The following is a 16,274-nucleotide window of genomic DNA, read 5'->3' on the forward strand; positions in this document are numbered from 1 at the left end:
CCCCCGCGGGCGGGGAACTATGCGGCGGCGGTCTCCGCGGCGGCGGCCGCGCCTGCTCCGCCGGTGCGGTCCTGCCGCACCAGTTCAGCGCAGCGCTCGCCGATCATCATGGTGGTGATGTTCGGGTTCACCGTGGTCAGCTCCGGCATGACCGAGGCATCGGCGACGCGCAGGCCGGTGACGCCCTTGACCCGCAGCTGCGGATCCAGCGGCGACATGGCGTCGTCGGCAGATCCCATCCGCACCGTACCGGCCGGGTGGTACACCGTGTTGTGCGTCTTCCTGATGTACTCCGTGATCTCTTCATCCGTCTGCACGTCCGGGCCCGGATACAGCTCGCGGCCTGCCCACTCGGCCATCGCCGGGGAGGCGACGATTTCACGGGCCTTCTTGATGCCGTAGACCATGACCCGCATGTCGTGCGGATCGGTGAAGTACCGCGGGTCAACCATGGGCTTGTCACGGAAGTCGCGGCTGCGCAGCCGCACGGTGCCGCGTGAGCGGGCATGGGTGACGTTCGGGGTCAGGCAGAAGCCGTTCTCCGTGGTGGGGTAGCCCTGGCGCAGCGTATGCATGTCGAAAGGGACGGACCCGTAGTGGAACATCAGGTCCGGGCGGTCAAGGCCCTCTTCCGTCGGGGTGAAGATGCCGATTTCCCACCACTGCGTGGAGGTTTCGGGCATCGGCTTCTTCGCCTCCCACTGGATGACGCCCTCCGGGTGGTCCTGCAGGTTCTCGCCCACGCCGGGGGAGTCCACCCGGACGTGGATGCCGTGCTGCTGCAGGTGCGCGGCCGGACCGATGCCGGAGAGCATCAGCAGCTTGGGGGAGTCGATCGCCCCAGCGGAGAGGATCACCTCGGTGCGTGCCGTGAGCGAGTGGGTACGGGCGAACTGCCCGTCCACCACGTCGACGCCGGTGCAGCGGTTGTTCTCATCGAACGTCAGTTCCCGGGCCCGCAGGTCGGTCAGCAGGGTGAAGTTGGGCCGGTCCATGATCGGGTGGATGTAGGAGACCGACGACGAGGAGCGGGTGCCGTCCGCGCGGCGGTTGATCTGGAAGAAGTTGGCGCCGTTGATGACGGTTTCTCCGGTGTTGAACTTCACCCGCGGGATGCCGGCCTGTTCGCAGGCGTCCAGCAGCGCCACGCCGCAGGGGTCGTTCGCCGGAATGTTCATGAGGTGAACCGGGCCGCTGTCGCCGTGGTGCGGCGCGTCCGGCCCGGCGTCCTCGTTCTTTTCCAGCTGTTTGTAGAGCCGGAACGCCATCTCCGAGTTCCACCCCTCGGCACCGAAGCGGGATTCCCATTCGTCAATGTCTTCCCGCGGAGCCCAGAAAGCGATGCAGGAGTTGTGGCTGGAGCAGCCGCCCATCACCTTGGCCCGGGCCTGGCGCATAAAGGAGTTGCCGTTCTCCTGCGGCTCGATCTGGTAGTCCCAGTCGTAGCCGGATTCAAGCAGTTCCATCCAGCGGTCCAGCTGCAGGATCTCTTCCAGCCCGCGGTCATCCGGGCCGGCCTCGACCAGGGCTACTTCAATTGACGGGTCCTCGCTGAGCCGGGACGCTACGGCCGCTCCGGCGGAGCCGCCGCCAATGACGATGTAGTCGAACTCGCGCTTGTGCAGATCAGTCATGGAACTTAGTTGACCTTTCCGTGGTCGGTGAACCAGCCGGTCACCTGGGGATTGATGTTCTGGTAAATGTGCTTGGCTTCCTGGTACTCGCCGAGTCCGGTGGGCCCGAGTTCCCGGCCCACGCCGGAGATCCCGAAGCCGCCCCATTCGGCCTGCGGCAGGTAGGGGTGGAAGTCGTTGATCCAGACGGTGCCGTGGCGCAGGCGCCGGGCCACGCGCTGGGTCTTGCCCGCGTCGGCGGACCAGACGGCTCCGGCCAGGCCGTAGGCGGTGTCATTGGCCAGGGCAACGGCCTCGTCTTCGCCGTTGAAGGTCTCAACGGTGACTACCGGGCCGAAGGCCTCCTCCAGGAGGGCGGAGCTGCCGCGCTGGACGTTGTCCAGGACGGTGGGGGCGTAGTAGAAACCCTTTTCCAGCTCTCCGGTGCCCCAGGTGCCGCCGCAGCGCACGCGGGCGCCTTCCGCCACGGCGTTCTTCACGTAGGTCGTCACCTTGTCCCGGTGAGCGGCAGAGATCAGCGGTCCGGTCTCGGTGTTTTCGTCGAACGGGCCGCCCATGCGGATCTGTTCGGCGCGGCGGACCAGCTCGGCCACGAAGCGTTCAGCGATCGGCTCTTCGACGATCAGGCGGGCACCTGCGGAGCAGACCTGGCCGGAGTGGACGAAGGCTGCGTTCAGGGCGTTGTCCAGGGCGGCGTCGAAGTCGGCATCCGCGAAGACGACGTTGGGGTTCTTGCCGCCCAGCTCAAGGGCGACCTTCTTGACCGTACCGGCAGCCGCGGCCGCGATGGTCTTGCCCGTGGCGACCCCGCCGGTGAAGGAAACCAGGTCGACGTCGGGCGATTCGGCCAGCGGGGCTCCGGCCACGGCACCGGCACCGAGCACCAGGTTGGCCGTGCCGCGGGGCAGGCCCAGGTCCTCGAGGACCTTCATCATCAGGATGGAAGTGGACGGCGTCAGCTCCGACGGCTTGAGCACAAAGGTGCAGCCCGCCGCCAGCGCCGGAGCGATCTTCCAGGCGGCCTGCAGCAGGGGATAGTTCCAGGGCGCGATCAGCCCGCACACACCAACGGGCTCGTACTCGATGCGGGAGACGACGTCGGGGTTTCCAGCGTCCACGATCCGGCCGGCGTTCTGGCCGGCGATTTTCCCGAAGTAGGTAAAGCAGGCAGCGATGTCGTCCATGTCGATCTCGCTTTCGGACAGCCGCTTGCCGGTGTCCAGGGTCTCGGCGCGGGCGAACTCGGCCTTGCGGGCCTTCAGCTCGGCTGCGACCCGCAGCAGGAAGTCGCCGCGCTCGGGTGCCGGAACGGCTGCCCACTCGCCGCGGTCAAACGCAGAGCGGGCAGAGGCAATAGCCTTCTCAGTGTCCTGCGAGGTGGCTTCGGAAACGACGGCGACCAGTTCGCCGTCGGCGGGATTGCGGATTTCCCTGGTGCCGCCGTCGGATGCGGGAACCCACGCCCCGTCGATGAAAAGTGTTGCCGGTGTACTCATCGTTTCTCCTCCCCGCCGACAAAGTCGGCGTCCCAGTTGTCTTTCACAACCGGGTCTTCGGTGATTGCGGTGTTTCCGGGCATCTCCCGGTTCAGGTGCAGGAATTCAAGGTGGCGTTCGTAGTGGTCCAGGACATCGGTGATCAGCTGGTCCTTGGTGTAGCCCATGACGTCGTAGCCGTGGCTGCCCTCGAGCGAGAACACCTCCATGCGGAAGTACTTCGTCTCGGCGGAAGCGCTGCGCAGCGCGTAGGACGGGGTCTCGTATTCAACCGGGTAGACCTGGTATTTGAACGGGCGTTCGTCGCCGAGTCCAACGGTCAGGTCTGCGGAGAGGATGCCGCTGCCGGCCTCCGACTGGGAGAGTGAGACTTCGGCACCCTTGGCCTCGAGCTCGTCATGTACCTCGGCCAGTGCCGGGCAGGCGACGGTTTCAACGAAACGTGCTGCCTGCCGGCGTCCGGGATAGGACATCGCGCGGGTCAGGCGCTGGCGCCAGGTGCGTCCGCCGCGCGGATCCGGGCTGCGTCCGGCGATCATGCTCGGCAGGGAGGCACGGAAACTGGCGGCCAGGGAGTTCTCCACTCTCAGTGCCTTGTAGACCCCGAGCATGATGAACAGCAGCAGGATGGACAGCGGCAGGCCCATGATGATGGTGGCGTTCTGCAGCGTGGTTACACCGCCCACCATCAGCATGGCGAGGGTAAGCAGGCCAGTGATCACGGCCCAGAAAACGCGCATCCACTTGGGAGCGTCCGAATCGGCGTCCTTGAGGTGCGAGGTGAAGTTGGCCATCACCAGGGCGCCGGAGTCTGCGGAAGTTACGTAGAACAGCAGGCCGGTGAACGTGGCGATCGCGGCGGTGGCGGGCAGCCAGGGGAACTGCTCCAGCAGTCCGTAGAAGGCCCGCTCAGGCTGGTTCATGGCTACCTCGCCGAAGGCTGCGTTGCCGCCCATGACCAGGTCCAGGGCGCTGTTGCCGAAGATGGAGATCCACAGCAGGATGAACGCGAAGGGCACGATCATGACGCCGAGCACGAACTGGCGGATGGTGCGGCCGCGGGAGATGCGGGCCAGGAACAGTCCGACGAACGGTGCCCAGGCGATCCACCAGGCCCAGAAGAACAGGGTCCAGCCGGAGAGCCATTCATCCGGCCGGTCGTAGGCCATGGTGTCCAGGGTCATCCCCGGGAAGCGGCTAAGCACGTCGCCGATGTTCTGCACGATCCCGTCCAGCAGGAAGCTCGTCTTGCCGGCAATGAGGATAAAGACCATCAGGCCCAGAGCCAGGATGACGTTGAGTTCGGAGAGGCGGCGGATACCCTTTTCAACGCCGGAGACCACGGAGACGATAGCCATGATCACGGAGAGGGCGATCAGTGCGATCTGCACGGTGAGGTTTTCAGGGAGGCCGAACATAAAGCTCAGGCCGTAGTTCAGCTGTACGACGCCGATGCCCAGTGAGGTGGCGATGCCGAAGATGGTGCCCAGCAGGGCAGCGATGTCCACGCCGTGCCCCAGCGGGCCGTCGATCTTCTTCCCGAAGATGGGATAGAGCGCGGAGCGGATGCTTAGCGGCAGGTTGTGCCGGTAGGCAAAGTAGCCCAGGGCCAGGCCCATCAGTGCGTAGAGTGCCCAGCCGGTGATGCCGTAATGGAAGAGAGTCCACACCAGTGCCTGGCGTGCGGCTTCCGCGGTAGAGCCGTCACCGGTCGGAGGGGCAAGGTACTGGGTGACCGGTTCGGAGACCGAGAAGAACATCAGGTCGATTCCGATGCCCGCCGCGAAGAGCATGGCACCCCAGGTAAACAGGCCGAACTGCGGCTTGGAGTGGTCGGGTCCGAGCTTGGTCTTGCCGATCCCCGAGAGTGCCAGGACCAGGACGAAAACCACCACCATGGTCACCACCAGGAAGTAGTACCAGCCCATGTTGGTGGAGACCCAGCCAACCATGGTTCCGATGACTTCCTCGGCGGATTCGGTGGAGATCATGGCCCACAGCGCAATGGCCGTGATTCCTACCGCTGAGCCGGTAAAGACCACCTTGTTAGTCCTGGTTTTCTCCACGGCCGCGGGCGGCGCTTCGGATTCTGCAGTCTTGGTCATGACGTCCTTCAAGGCTGTTTGAATAAAAAGTAAGGTCCCTTAGTCGTGACTTTTACCCTAGCAAGTGCCCTCGTGGGAGGCTGATTTGTGTGACCTGGGCCAAATTTTCCGGTCCGGGGCCGGGGTGCGCGTCCCGGCTTCCGGAAGGACCAACCCGGCCGTCGGGCCTGTCCTGTGCGGGCGGTGTCCTGCTAACCTCCAAGAAGGTGCGGCAGAAGTGGTGCGCATCACATTTACCGGTTCCGGAGACCTCCGGCCGGACCGCTGGATCGATCCGGAAGCCTCCTTTGGGACCGTGATAACGGCAAGCTGAAGGAGCGGGAATGTCCGAATTGGACGTGTTGCTATCCGAAACCGAGCGGTCTTTTGGCCTTCGCCAAATCCAGGCGGGACACGCGCGGATGCTGGTGATAGGACGCGACCTGCATCAGCCCATCGGGGAAGTTTGGAACGCACTTTCTGATCCGGTGCGGGTTGGCGCCTACTTTGCGGAACTCCGGGGGGAGCTCCGCCGCGGCGGAGAGTATGAACTGGACGGGTTTTCCACCGGGACCATCCTGCGGTGCGATGCCCCGCGCATGCTCACGGTGTCCTGGCTGCCGCCGCACGGCAATCCGGGAGAGCTGGAGATCCATCTGGCAGACGTTGACGGTTCCACGCGCGTGGAACTGCTTTATGCCTCGGTGCGGAAGAAGTTCGCGGTCATCGATCCCGAGGTTGCGGCCTGGGCGGCCGGGCCGGGCTGGGAGTTCTTCCTGGACCGGCTGGAAGCCCACCTGCAGGGGAGGGAAACCGCGGCACCGGTGGCCAGCTGGGTGCAGATGGAAGAGGCGGAGCAGGATCTCTACCAGGCGCGGAATACTGAGTGGGAGCGTGTCCGGGAGGAGTTCGAGCGCCAGCACGCGCCGCTGCCGGCACCTGAGTAACTGCAGGTCAGAGCCGGGTTGGTGGCCGTGGAAAACTTTACAGCAGGGGTTGAGTGAAGTACACTCAAGTTAGTTGAGTACGGTTGGATGAAGCGGGCGGCCAGGGTTTCCGGGCAGGGGTTTCGGAGCCTGGGCCGCGCAGCCCGTTCCAGCGGGATGCAGCCCAGTCCGCCGGGAGCTTGAACGGTTTATCTGAGCCTGAGAAGGAGCCCGCCGTGGAGACCAAATTCACCAACAAGAGCCAGGAAGCGCTTCAGGCTGCGGCCATGAACGCAACCACCGCCGGCAATCCCCAAATCGAACCGGCGCACCTGCTTAAGGCGCTTATGGACCAGCGCCAGGGCGTTGCAGTCGCGCTGCTGAAAGCGGCCGGAGCGAATCCCGACGCTGTCAGCGTTGCAGCCAGCAACGCCATCCACGACCTTCCCTCCAGCTCCGGCTCCTCCGTCCAGCAGCCGCAGTTTTCCCGGCCGCTGCTGCAGGTAATCAATACTGCTCAGCAGGAGGCCGCGCAGCTGGGGGACGCCTATGTATCCACGGAGCACCTGCTGCTGGCGCTTTCGGTGGACAACGGTCCCGCCGGCAAGGCCCTGCGGGACAACAACGCAGGCCACGATGTCCTGGCCAGTGCCCTTCCCAGCGTGCGAGGAGACCGCAAAGTGACCAATGCCGATCCGGAAAACACCCTTCAGGCGCTGGAGAAGTTCAGCACCGACCTCACCGAGATGGCACGTGCCGGAAAGCTTGATCCGGTAATCGGCCGCGACTCGGAAATCCGCCGCGTTATCCAGGTCCTGAGCCGGCGCACCAAGAACAACCCCGTCCTCATCGGTGAACCCGGCGTGGGCAAGACCGCTGTGGTGGAAGGCCTCGCCCAGCGGATAGTTGCCGGTGACGTCCCGGAGAGCCTGAGCGGCAAGACCCTGCTCTCCCTGGACCTTGGCTCCATGGTGGCCGGGGCAAAGTACCGCGGCGAATTCGAGGAGCGGTTCAAGGCTGTCCTTGAGGAGATTTCAAACTCCGAGGGCCAGATCGTCACGTTCATTGATGAACTCCACACCGTCGTCGGCGCCGGTGCCGCGGAGGGATCCATGGACGCCGGGAACATGCTCAAGCCGATGCTGGCCCGCGGCGAACTGCGGCTGATCGGCGCCACCACCCTGAACGAGTACCGGGAGAACATCGAGAAGGACGCCGCTCTTGAGCGCCGCTTCCAGCAGGTATTCGTCGGCGAGCCCAGCGTCCCGGACACCATCGGGATCCTGCGCGGCCTGAAGGAGCGCTACGAGGCGCACCACAAGGTTGCCATCGCCGACTCCGCCCTCGTTGCCGCGGCCACCCTTTCCAACCGCTACATCACCGGCCGCCAGCTGCCGGACAAGGCGATCGACCTCGTTGACGAGGCAGCGTCCCGCCTGCGCATGGAGATTGACTCCGCCCCGGAGGAAATCGACGAGCTGCGCCGCGCCGTCGACCGGCTCACCATGGAGGAGCTGGCCATCAGCGGCGAAACGGATGAAGCTTCACTTGAACGGCTGGAAGTCCTGCGGGAGGACATGGCGAATAAGAAGGAGCAGCTCGCCGCCCTCAACGCCCGCTGGGAGGCTGAGAAGGCCGGCCTGAACCGGGTAGGCGACATCAAGGCGCGCATCGACGAACTGCGTTCCCTCGCGGAAAAGGCACAGCGCGACGGCGACCTGACGGAAGCCTCGCGCATCCTCTACGGCGAGATCCCCGCGATGCAGAAGGAACTCGACGCCGCGCAGGAAGCGGAAGAGGACAAATACGGCGACGGCGCACGGGAACTGATGGTCTCCGAAGAGGTCACGGCGGACGACATCGCCGAGGTGGTCTCGTCCTGGACAGGTATTCCGGCCGGCCGCATGCTGCAGGGCGAATCCCAGAAGCTGCTGGACATGGAATCCGTCATTGGCTCCCGGCTGATCGGCCAGACGAAGGCTGTCCAGGCGGTCTCGGACGCCGTACGCAGGTCCCGCGCCGGGGTTGCCGACCCGGACCGCCCCACCGGTTCCTTCCTCTTCCTCGGCCCTACCGGCGTCGGAAAGACCGAGCTGGCCAAGGCGCTCGCAGAGTTCATCTTTGACGATGAGCGTGCCATGGTCCGGCTGGACATGAGTGAGTACGCCGAAAAGCACACGGTCTCGCGCCTGGTCGGTGCCCCTCCGGGGTACGTCGGCTACGAAGAAGGCGGCCAGCTCACGGAAGCCGTCCGGCGGCGTCCGTACTCGGTGATCCTGCTCGATGAGGTGGAGAAGGCGCACCCGGACGTTTTCGACATCCTGCTCCAGGTGCTCGACGACGGCCGGCTCACCGACGGACAGGGCCGCACCGTGGACTTCCGCAACGTCATTCTGATCCTCACGTCCAACCTCGGTTCCCAGTTCCTGGTGGATCCCGGCCTGACGGAGGAGCAGAAGCGTGAGTCGGTCATGTCCATGGTGAATGCCAACTTCAAACCGGAGTTCCTGAACCGCCTGGACGACGTCATCCTCTTCGATCCGCTGAACCTTGAGGAACTGTCCGAGATTGTGGACCTGCAGGTCAAGGCGCTGGCTGCGCGGCTTCGCGACCGCCGCCTTACCCTGGACGTCACGGACGCCGCCCGCGAGTGGCTGGCGCTGACCGGCTACGACCCGGCATACGGCGCCCGTCCGCTGCGCCGCCTGGTCCAGCGCGAAATCGGGGACAAGCTGGCCAAGGGAATCCTGGCCGGCCGGATTTCGGACGGGGATACCGTGCTGGTGGACCGCCCGGAGGCCGTGGGAGATGAACTGGCAGAACCGGGGCTGACCGTGCAGGCAGCAGCGCCTGTGGGCTAGGTCTGTCCGAGGCGTAAGGCAGCAAAAAGGGAGGACCGCTAACGGCGGTCCTCCCTTTTTGCTGTCAGAACTTACGGCTGGACGATCAGGGATTCGGTCAGTTCTTCGCTTGGTGCCACCACGAAGCAGTCCACCCGGCGGTCACCGGCGTCCCAGGAGCTCTGCGTGGGAACCGCGCGGTTGAGTTCCAGGTCGGTGTATTTCGAGGCTGCGTCGGTGTAGATGACGGAGGAACACACCTCCTCTGCCTTCGCGGCCAGGGCATCGGTTCCGGGGAAGGTATCCGAATCGGCGTAGGACGACGTCGCGACCAGCTGCGCGTTGTGTGCAGTTTCGCAGGTCACCACCGTGACTTCAGCGTTCACGCTCTGGAAATCCTGCAGGCACGCGCCGGCTTCCAGATCCACGGGAGCCACGGAGTCTTCCAGGACTCCCGCTTCGCGGTTGCTGTCAGCGATGACTGTGGCGAGCCAGATGCCCAGCAGCACCACAATGAGGATCGAGCCCAGCAGCACCAGCGTGCGCGTGGTCTTTCCCGGACCCTTGCTCCTGGCTGCAGCTTCCTCGGCTTCCCGGGTCCGCCGAGCCCGGCGGGAGTCCGCAGGAAGGGCGCTTGAACCCGACGGATTCACCGTGTGCACCAGGCCCGTGTCGTCGGGATCCTTCTTGGTCAGCGTCAGGGACTCGAACGAGTCGGTAACCGGAGCACCGACGTCGGAGCTGCCGCCCTTCACGGTCGAGGTGCGGATCGCCGGTGCCGCGGCGGTTTTGGTGCCGGAGCCCTCCGCGTCCTTTGGCGTATTCCCGCCCGCGGCTGGTTCCTCCCTAGGCGTGGAGGCGCCGTCTGCAGGCTTGGGATCACGGGCAGTCTCTTCGGGGGTCTCGTCCGGTGCCGCATCCTCGCCGGTCTCCTCGGATCCGCCTGATTCCGGGTCCTTCCCGGACGCGTCGTCGTCGCCGCTGTCCGTGGCCATGGCATCCGTGTCCGCAGCGGCGTCACTGTCATCCGCGCTGTCGACTGCCTCGTCCAGGTCACCGGAACCGCTGGTCACGCCGCCCGGTGTTTCGCCACTTTCGTCTTCTGCGGAGGCTTCTTCCGGGGCCGGTCCCGGTTCCGGCCCCGGTTCTGGGGGCTGGTCTGCCGGCTTGTCGTCGGCGGCTGGTTCGAGTTCGGTGAGACCTTCTCCGGGTTCGACGGCGACTTCCGTGCCTTCGGGGGCCGGTTCGGAGATGCCTGCCTGCTTGCCTGCTTCTGCGGCCTGCTCGGAGACGGCCCGGACTTCTGCGGCAGTTTCGGGCAGGGAAGCAGCTTCTGCCGCGTCCGAGCTGATCGACGGGGTCTCAAGGGAAGGCTCTTCAAGATGCACGTCTTCTGCGGGAACCACGCTGGGCTCGGCAGGGGCAGCGTCCTGGGCCTCGGCGTCGAAGGCACCGTCCCAAAGCTCGGCGTCCCGGGTTCCGCCGGCGGACAGCCAGGCGGGGGAATCTGTGTGCGCCGAGAGGTCCGGAAGGGCGGAAATCTTCGGCGACGAGCCGGATTCCGGATGGGCCTGCTTGTCCGCCTGATCCGGGGCGGGAGCAGCCGTGCTGCTGTCCGCGGCGCCGGCATTGCCGTTCTCGCCGGCGGGGGCAGCGTTCCCGGGATTCTCCGGCGTGGAAGGTTTCGGCGTCGGTTCATCCGCGGGGCCGGCATTCTGCTTGGCGCCGGGGCCGGGGCGAAGCGCAGGGCGCTTGGCTCCACCCTTGGATCCAAGTAGTCCCTTCGAGACGGTGCCCTGTTTTGCTGCGGCGGGCCGCTTGGCTCCGGTCAGCTTGCGGCCTGACTTGCCGGGCTTCGCAGGCTTCACGGGCTTTGAACCGGCGGGCCGGTCGGCTGGGTCAGCGGGACCGGGGCGCCCGTTGGAGGCGGACGGCTGGGGCTTGATAACTGGAATGCTCCTTGTGGCGGGGTTGTTCCGGACCGGAGGTGCGGTTTTGGGAGCCGGTGGCTTGGCACCGGATCCCTTGGGGGCAGCGGTGCTCCCGTTCGGGGCAGGGGGACGCGGGGACTGTCCGCGCAGGGTTTTTCCCTGCTGCGGTGTCCTCTTCTGATCGCTCATGGTGAACGCCGGTCCTCCCTGTCCATGGCCGCAAAGGTGTCCCGCGGCATCTGTTCCTCCCTGACTTTAGCGAATTTGCAGGTCGCGGCGCAGTACGCGGCGGGAGGGGAGAGAGACTAAACTGGGAAGTTGAGTGCGCCTGCGGGTCCTGAGGGGCACAACCCAGCGGGAAAACATGTAACCTGTAGTTACGACAAATTGACCAAATATTCCGGGGCCTCGCTCTCCTGCCCGAGCGACCACCTCCGGATCGACGCAAAAAGGGGGTCACGCCATGGGGCGCGGCCGTCAAAAGGCAAAAGCAACCAAGCAGGCACGCGAGATGAAGTACTTCACTCCTGCCACGGATTACTCGGCCCTGCAGCGCGAGCTGTCAGGACCCTCGAGCCGTCCGTCGAGTCGATATCCCGAGGAACCGGCGGAGCCGGATTACTCGGCGTACGAGGATAAGTACGCAGATCAATTTGGCGATGAAGACGACGATGATGAGGGCTCCCGCCGCATCGGTTAGATGCCGGCAGCCTGTCATTCTTCGGCAAGCTAATTGCCCTCCTTCAGCGGATCACCATCATGGTGGATCCGCTGAAGGGCGTTAAGGGGCGGAAAACTCCGACTGTACGGGCCGGCTGTCCGTTCATCGAGATGACAGAAACTGCCCGTATCAAGGCTGATACGGGCAGTTTCTGTCATCTCAATGAAGTGCGGGCGGCTCCCCTCGGAAACCTAGGCGTAGCTGCCCACCAGGCGCACGGCCCCGCCGTCGACGCCCTTGGCGCCCTGCACGTAGTTGGGGTCGCCGGCTTCGGAATCCGTGGCAGCGCCGACGGTTCCCATCGTCCAGGCCGGAACACCGCGTTCAGCCAGGCGGGCCAGCGCAGCGTCAGCGCCGGCGGCGTCAACAATGGCCACCATTCCGACGCCGAGGTTCAAGGTGCGCTCCAGGTCAGGCAGCGGCACATTGCCGAGCTCGCTGACCAGCTTGAAGACCGGCGGAAGCTCCCAGGTGGAACGGTCCACAGTGGCTTCCAGGCCCTTGGGCAGGACGCGGGCGAGGTTGGCAGCCAGGCCGCCTCCAGTGACGTGGCTGAAACCGTGCACGCCGGCAGCGGCGTAGCGTGCCAGATCCAGGCAATCGGCGGCGTAGACGCGGGTCGGCTCCAGGAGTTCTTCACCGAGGGTGCGGCCCAGTTCGGGAATCTGGCGTTCAAGCTGCCAGCCGGCGTGGTTGATCACGCGGCGCACCAGCGAGTAGCCGTTGGAGTGGATGCCGGAGGACGCCATGCCAATGACGACGTCGCCCTCCCGCACGCGCTCGGGACCCAGCAGGTCCGCTGCTTCCACGACACCGGTGGCGGCACCGGCGACGTCGTACTCATCTACGCCCAGCAGCCCCGGGTGCTCGGCGGTTTCGCCGCCTACCAGGGCGGTACCGGCAACCTCGCAGGCGGCAGCGATGCCGCGGACAATATCCGCGATGCGCTCCGGGACGACCTTGCCGCAGGCGATGTAGTCGGTCATGAACAGGGGCTCCGCGCCGACAACGACGATGTCATCCACAACCATTCCCACCAGGTCGAACCCGATGGTGTGGTGGATGTCCAGTGCCTGGGCGATGGCGACCTTGGTTCCGACGCCGTCGGTGGAGGTGGCCAGCAGCGGCTTCTTGTAGGTCAGCAGCCGGGAGACGTCATACAGGCCGGCGAATCCGCCAACCCCGCCAAGAACTGAATCATTGTGGGTGGCCTTGACCGCCGCCTTCATCAGTTCGACAGCCCGGTCACCGGCCTCGACGTCCACACCTGCGGAGGCGTAGGTGATGGCGTTTTCGCTCGCGCTCATACTGATTCTTTCTTGTCTGAGGGGGTCAGGAGGGTCTCGAATTCACTGTCCGGACCCGGGTCGCATCCGTTGGAACCGTCCGCGTCCGTCGGCGGTTCCAGCAGGTTCTTGCCTAGCCGGTCGGCCGGGGGCAGCTCGATCGGGTACTGGCCGGTGAAGCACGCTGTGCAGAGCTTCTCGCGCGGCTGCTGGGTTGCACCGATCATGCCGTCTTCGGAGATGTAGGCCAGGGAATCGGCACCGATCGAGGTGCAGATCTCTTCCACCTTGGCGCCGTTGGCAATCAGTTCGGCGCGGGAGGCGAAGTCGATGCCGTAGAAGCACGGCCACTGAACGGGCGGGGAGGAGATCTTGACGTGGACTTCCTTGGCGCCGACTTCCCGCAGCATCCGCACGATCGCCCGCTGGGTGTTGCCGCGAACGATCGAGTCGTCCACGACCACTACGCGCTTGCCGCGGATCACTGATTCAAGGGCGTTCAGCTTCAGCTTGATCCCGAGCTGGCGCAGCGTCTGGCTCGGCTGGATGAACGTGCGGCCCACATAGGAGTTCTTCACGAAGCCGTGGGCGAACGGGATGCCGGACTGCTCGGCGTAGCCGACGGCGGCCGGGGTGCCGGATTCCGGAACCGGAATGACGATGTCTGCTTCGACACTGTTTTCGCGGGCCAGCTGGCGGCCCATCTCCACTCGGGATTCGTACACGGAACGGCCGTTGATGGAGGCATCCGGACGGGCCAGGTAGACATACTCGAAAACGCAGCCGGCCGGCGTCGGCTCCCCGAACATCTGGGAGCGGATGCCGTTTTCATCGATCGCGATAAACTCGCCGGGCTTGATCTCGCGAATGAAGCTGGCGCCAACCGTGGCCAGGGCCGAACCTTCGGAGGCCACAACCCAGCCGCGGTTCAGGCGGCCAAGGACCAGGGGCCGGACACCGTAGGTGTCACGGGCGGCATACAGGGTGCCTTCGTCCATAAAGACGAAGGAGAACGCGCCGCGCAGCTTGGGCAGCAGTTCCAGGGCGGTTTCCTCCAGGGTCCGCCCGTCGGTGCCGTTCAGCAGTGCGGTAACCAGTGCGGTGTCCGAGGTGTTGCCCTGGGCGATTTCGCCGGAGCGGGGGCGGCCCTGCCGGGCCAGGATCATTTCGTAGAGTTCAGCTGAGTTGGTCAGGTTGCCGTTGTGGGCCAGGGCCACCGTTCCGGCGGCAGTTGCGCCGAGGGTGGGCTGGGCATTGGCCCAGTGCGAGGCTCCGGTAGTGGAGTACCGGCAGTGCCCGATCGCAATGTGGCCCAGAAGGGTGTTCAGGGTTGTCTCGTCAAAGACCTGGGAAACCAGTCCCATGTCTTTGTAGACGCTTATCCGGTTGCCGTCGCTTGTCGCAATACCTGCGGATTCCTGTCCGCGGTGCTGCAGCGCGTACAGACCGTAATAGGTAAGCTTCGCTACCTCTTCGCCGGGGGCCCAGACTCCGAAAACCCCGCAGGCATCCTGCGGGCCTTTCTCGCCGGGCATGAGATCGTGGGAAAGCATTCCGTCACCGCGTGCCATGGAAGTCATTCTCTCACGCCGCCCGGCTTCAACCGGCTCCGGGACAGAGCGTTACGCGGTGGGCGAGGTGCCTGTGCTTCCGGGCTCGTCGTCGGCCGCCTCGACTACCGCATGCTCTGAGCGGCGCACGCTGATGCGGTCCAGGAACAGGGCCGCAATGGAGCCAAGCGCCACGCCCGGAAGGAGGAACATGACGGTGAAGAATCCCAGCACGGCTTCGCGGGTGTACTGCGGGTTTTCGGGTCCCGTGTAGGCCATGATCAGGGCGACGATGAAGGCAGCGACTGCGCCCAGCGCCATAAAGGGGACAAAACGGGGAGCACGGCGAATCGTGATCTCGCGGCGTTCAGGGCTGTGCTGCTCGGAAGTCATGACCAAATTCTACCGGCAGTAGAGATCATGCCGTCCCACCAGCCGCAAGCCGTGGAAACAGCGGCAGGCACTCGGACAGGTCCGCGCGCAGGCCGGAGGCCGAAACCTTGCCCGCAGCTACCGCGTCGGCCCATGCCAGGGTGCCGGTGACCAGCCCCAGCCAGGTGGCGGCGTCGGTCTCCACGACGTTCGGGGGAGTGCCCCGGGTGTGCCGGGGACCGGGGATGCACTGGGTGACGCCAAAGGGCGGTACCCGTACCTCCACAGAGTTGCCCGGTACCCGCTCAGCGAGTTCCTCCAGGGCGTAGCGCACCGCCGTCGCCGTCGTGTTCCGGTCGGCCGGCCCGGCCGCTGCCGCGGTGAGGGCAGCCATGCCGTCGGCTGAAGAAATCCTGCGCCGTGCCATGACTAATCCAGCAGGGCGGTAACCGGGGAGGCGAGCCGCAGGCTGCCCACGGGTTCCCCGCCGCCGAGCACAGGAGGAACGGTCTTGGCCAGCACCTTGAAAACGCCCTCCGGGTCAATGGCGCCGCTGGCCGCGAGCAGGGTCAGCCCCACCAGGGTGGCGGCACGGCCGTTTCCGTCGAGCATCTTCAGGGCAACTGAAACCCCGGTATCCGTGCCGAGCACCAGCACGCCCTCAGCACCGCTCTTGGCGATGATGCCCAGGTCTTCCATCACTACGGTGTTCTCCCGGCCGGCGCCGTGGACGGCCCAGGGGTAGTCCAGCATCGCCGTGGCGACCGTAGCGGCACGCGCGTCCCCGTGCTTGTCCGACGGCGCTTTGGCCAGCTTTCCGATTCCCCGGGCAAGCCCTGTCAGCGACACTGCGGCCAGCGGGGCACCGCAGCCGTCCACTGCCCAGTGCGCGGCCTTCTCTTCACAGAAGTCCTCGAAAACCCGGGCGATGCCCTGCTGCAGCGGGTGGGCCGGATCCAGGTAGGAACCGGTGTCCCAGCCGTTCTCCGTGCAGGCCCAGAGGAAAGCGGCATGCTTGCCGGAGCAGTTGAAGGCGATGCGCTGCCTGCCCTTTCCGGCGCGGACCAGCTCGGTGCGCGCCTCTTCGTCCTGCGGCCAGTCCGCCGGGCACTGGAGGTGATCCTCCGTGACGCCGGCGGCCTCGAGCATTCCGCGCACGACGTCGGTGTGTTCCTTCGCGCCGATATGGCTGGCAGCGGCCAGCGCCACCTGCGGTCCGCGCAGCGGCACACCTGCCTGCATTGCGGCCACAGCCTGGAAAGGCTTGAGGGAGGACCGCGGGAAAACCGGAGTGGTGATGTCGCCCAGGGCGGTCACCACCGACCCGTCACCGGACAGCACGACGGCGGAACCCACGTGGCGGGATTCGATGAAGCCGTTGCGCTCCAAAACAGCGAGTTCAACGGCGTCGGAGGCAGCAAAAGTGGCAGACAT

General features: G+C 65.6%; 12 protein-coding genes. 3 read left to right on the forward strand and 9 right to left on the reverse strand.

Annotated features, from left to right (window positions below; all coding sequences use genetic code 11):
* Positions 1-17: 17 nt before the first annotated feature.
* The 3 genes from NGB94_RS15295 to betT are packed head-to-tail and all read right to left on the reverse strand — an operon-like array spanning position 18 to position 5,235.
* On the reverse strand, positions 18-1,634 hold the full coding sequence (locus NGB94_RS15295) for a GMC family oxidoreductase (protein WP_325791553.1): 1,617 nt from the start codon (positions 1,632-1,634) through the stop codon (positions 18-20).
* 5 nt (positions 1,635-1,639) lie between these two features.
* On the reverse strand, positions 1,640-3,130 hold the full coding sequence (locus NGB94_RS15300) for an aldehyde dehydrogenase family protein (protein ID WP_325791554.1): 1,491 nt from the start codon (positions 3,128-3,130) through the stop codon (positions 1,640-1,642).
* Positions 3,127-5,235: a choline BCCT transporter BetT gene (gene betT / locus NGB94_RS15305; protein WP_325791555.1), complete on the reverse strand. Its 2,109-nt coding sequence runs from the start codon at positions 5,233-5,235 to the stop codon at positions 3,127-3,129. The genes NGB94_RS15300 and betT overlap by 4 nt, the downstream gene beginning before the upstream one ends.
* A 323-nt stretch (positions 5,236-5,558) precedes the next feature.
* On the opposite strand from betT, the gene NGB94_RS15310 reads away from it, so the two are divergent.
* Together NGB94_RS15310 and clpB are read left to right on the forward strand one after the other, a co-directional pair.
* Complete coding sequence (locus tag NGB94_RS15310; RefSeq protein ID WP_325791556.1) at positions 5,559-6,161, forward strand: SRPBCC domain-containing protein; 603 nt, start codon at positions 5,559-5,561, stop codon at positions 6,159-6,161.
* Between the two features lie 215 nt (positions 6,162-6,376).
* On the forward strand, positions 6,377-9,001 hold the full coding sequence (gene clpB / locus NGB94_RS15315; RefSeq protein ID WP_325791557.1) for an ATP-dependent chaperone ClpB: 2,625 nt from the start codon (positions 6,377-6,379) through the stop codon (positions 8,999-9,001).
* 71 nt (positions 9,002-9,072) lie between these two features.
* On the opposite strand, the gene NGB94_RS15320 is transcribed toward clpB, so the two are convergent.
* The gene (locus NGB94_RS15320; RefSeq protein WP_325791558.1) at positions 9,073-11,100 is read right to left on the reverse strand and encodes a septum formation family protein; all 2,028 of its coding nucleotides are present in this window, start codon (positions 11,098-11,100) and stop codon (positions 9,073-9,075) included.
* 274 nt (positions 11,101-11,374) lie between these two features.
* On the opposite strand from NGB94_RS15320, the gene NGB94_RS15325 reads away from it, so the two are divergent.
* On the forward strand, positions 11,375-11,611 hold the full coding sequence (locus tag NGB94_RS15325; RefSeq protein ID WP_091601863.1) for a DUF3073 domain-containing protein: 237 nt from the start codon (positions 11,375-11,377) through the stop codon (positions 11,609-11,611).
* Between the two features lie 212 nt (positions 11,612-11,823).
* On the opposite strand, the gene purM is transcribed toward NGB94_RS15325, so the two are convergent.
* From purM to NGB94_RS15350, 5 genes are read right to left on the reverse strand one after another with little or no spacing between them, the layout of a single operon-like run.
* A complete protein-coding gene (gene purM / locus NGB94_RS15330; RefSeq protein ID WP_325791559.1) occupies positions 11,824-12,939 on the reverse strand; it encodes a phosphoribosylformylglycinamidine cyclo-ligase in 1,116 nt (371 codons plus the stop codon).
* Entirely contained in the window at positions 12,936-14,489 is a 1,554-nt protein-coding gene (purF, locus tag NGB94_RS15335) for an amidophosphoribosyltransferase (protein WP_325791560.1), read from the reverse strand. Before purF ends, purM begins: the two co-directional genes overlap by 4 nt.
* Positions 14,490-14,540: 51 nt before the next feature.
* Positions 14,541-14,861 carry a hypothetical protein gene (locus tag NGB94_RS15340; RefSeq protein WP_325791561.1) on the reverse strand — a complete coding sequence of 107 codons (321 nt, stop codon included), beginning with the start codon at positions 14,859-14,861 and terminating at the stop codon, positions 14,541-14,543.
* 25 nt (positions 14,862-14,886) lie between these two features.
* Complete coding sequence (locus NGB94_RS15345; protein WP_325791562.1) at positions 14,887-15,267, reverse strand: sterol carrier family protein; 381 nt, start codon at positions 15,265-15,267, stop codon at positions 14,887-14,889.
* Positions 15,268-15,269: 2 nt separating this feature from the next.
* The gene (locus NGB94_RS15350) at positions 15,270-16,274 is read right to left on the reverse strand and encodes an asparaginase (protein WP_325791563.1); all 1,005 of its coding nucleotides are present in this window, start codon (positions 16,272-16,274) and stop codon (positions 15,270-15,272) included.

Origin of the sequence: Arthrobacter koreensis, from assembly GCF_035792275.1 — a bacterium.
Taxonomy (GTDB): Bacteria; Actinomycetota; Actinomycetes; order Actinomycetales; family Micrococcaceae; genus Arthrobacter_B; species Arthrobacter_B koreensis_A.

Bases quoted from the DNA above. Each gene is read 5' to 3' on its own strand.
- purF (WP_325791560.1), bottom strand. From the start codon at position 14,489: ATGGCACGCGGTGACGGAATGCTTTCCCACGATCTCATGCCCGGCGAG.
- NGB94_RS15300 (WP_325791554.1), bottom strand. From the start codon at position 3,130: ATGAGTACACCGGCAACACTTTTCATCGACGGGGCGTGGGTTCCCGCA.
- NGB94_RS15340 (WP_325791561.1), bottom strand. From the start codon at position 14,861: ATGACTTCCGAGCAGCACAGCCCTGAACGCCGCGAGATCACGATTCGC.
- betT (WP_325791555.1), bottom strand. From the start codon at position 5,235: ATGACCAAGACTGCAGAATCCGAAGCGCCGCCCGCGGCCGTGGAGAAA.
- purM (WP_325791559.1), bottom strand. From the start codon at position 12,939: ATGAGCGCGAGCGAAAACGCCATCACCTACGCCTCCGCAGGTGTGGAC.
- NGB94_RS15350 (WP_325791563.1), bottom strand. From the start codon at position 16,274: ATGTCTGCCACTTTTGCTGCCTCCGACGCCGTTGAACTCGCTGTTTTG.
- NGB94_RS15325 (WP_091601863.1), top strand. From the start codon at position 11,375: ATGGGGCGCGGCCGTCAAAAGGCAAAAGCAACCAAGCAGGCACGCGAG.
- NGB94_RS15295 (WP_325791553.1), bottom strand. From the start codon at position 1,634: ATGACTGATCTGCACAAGCGCGAGTTCGACTACATCGTCATTGGCGGC.
- NGB94_RS15320 (WP_325791558.1), bottom strand. From the start codon at position 11,100: ATGAGCGATCAGAAGAGGACACCGCAGCAGGGAAAAACCCTGCGCGGA.
- NGB94_RS15310 (WP_325791556.1), top strand. From the start codon at position 5,559: ATGTCCGAATTGGACGTGTTGCTATCCGAAACCGAGCGGTCTTTTGGC.
- NGB94_RS15345 (WP_325791562.1), bottom strand. From the start codon at position 15,267: ATGGCACGGCGCAGGATTTCTTCAGCCGACGGCATGGCTGCCCTCACC.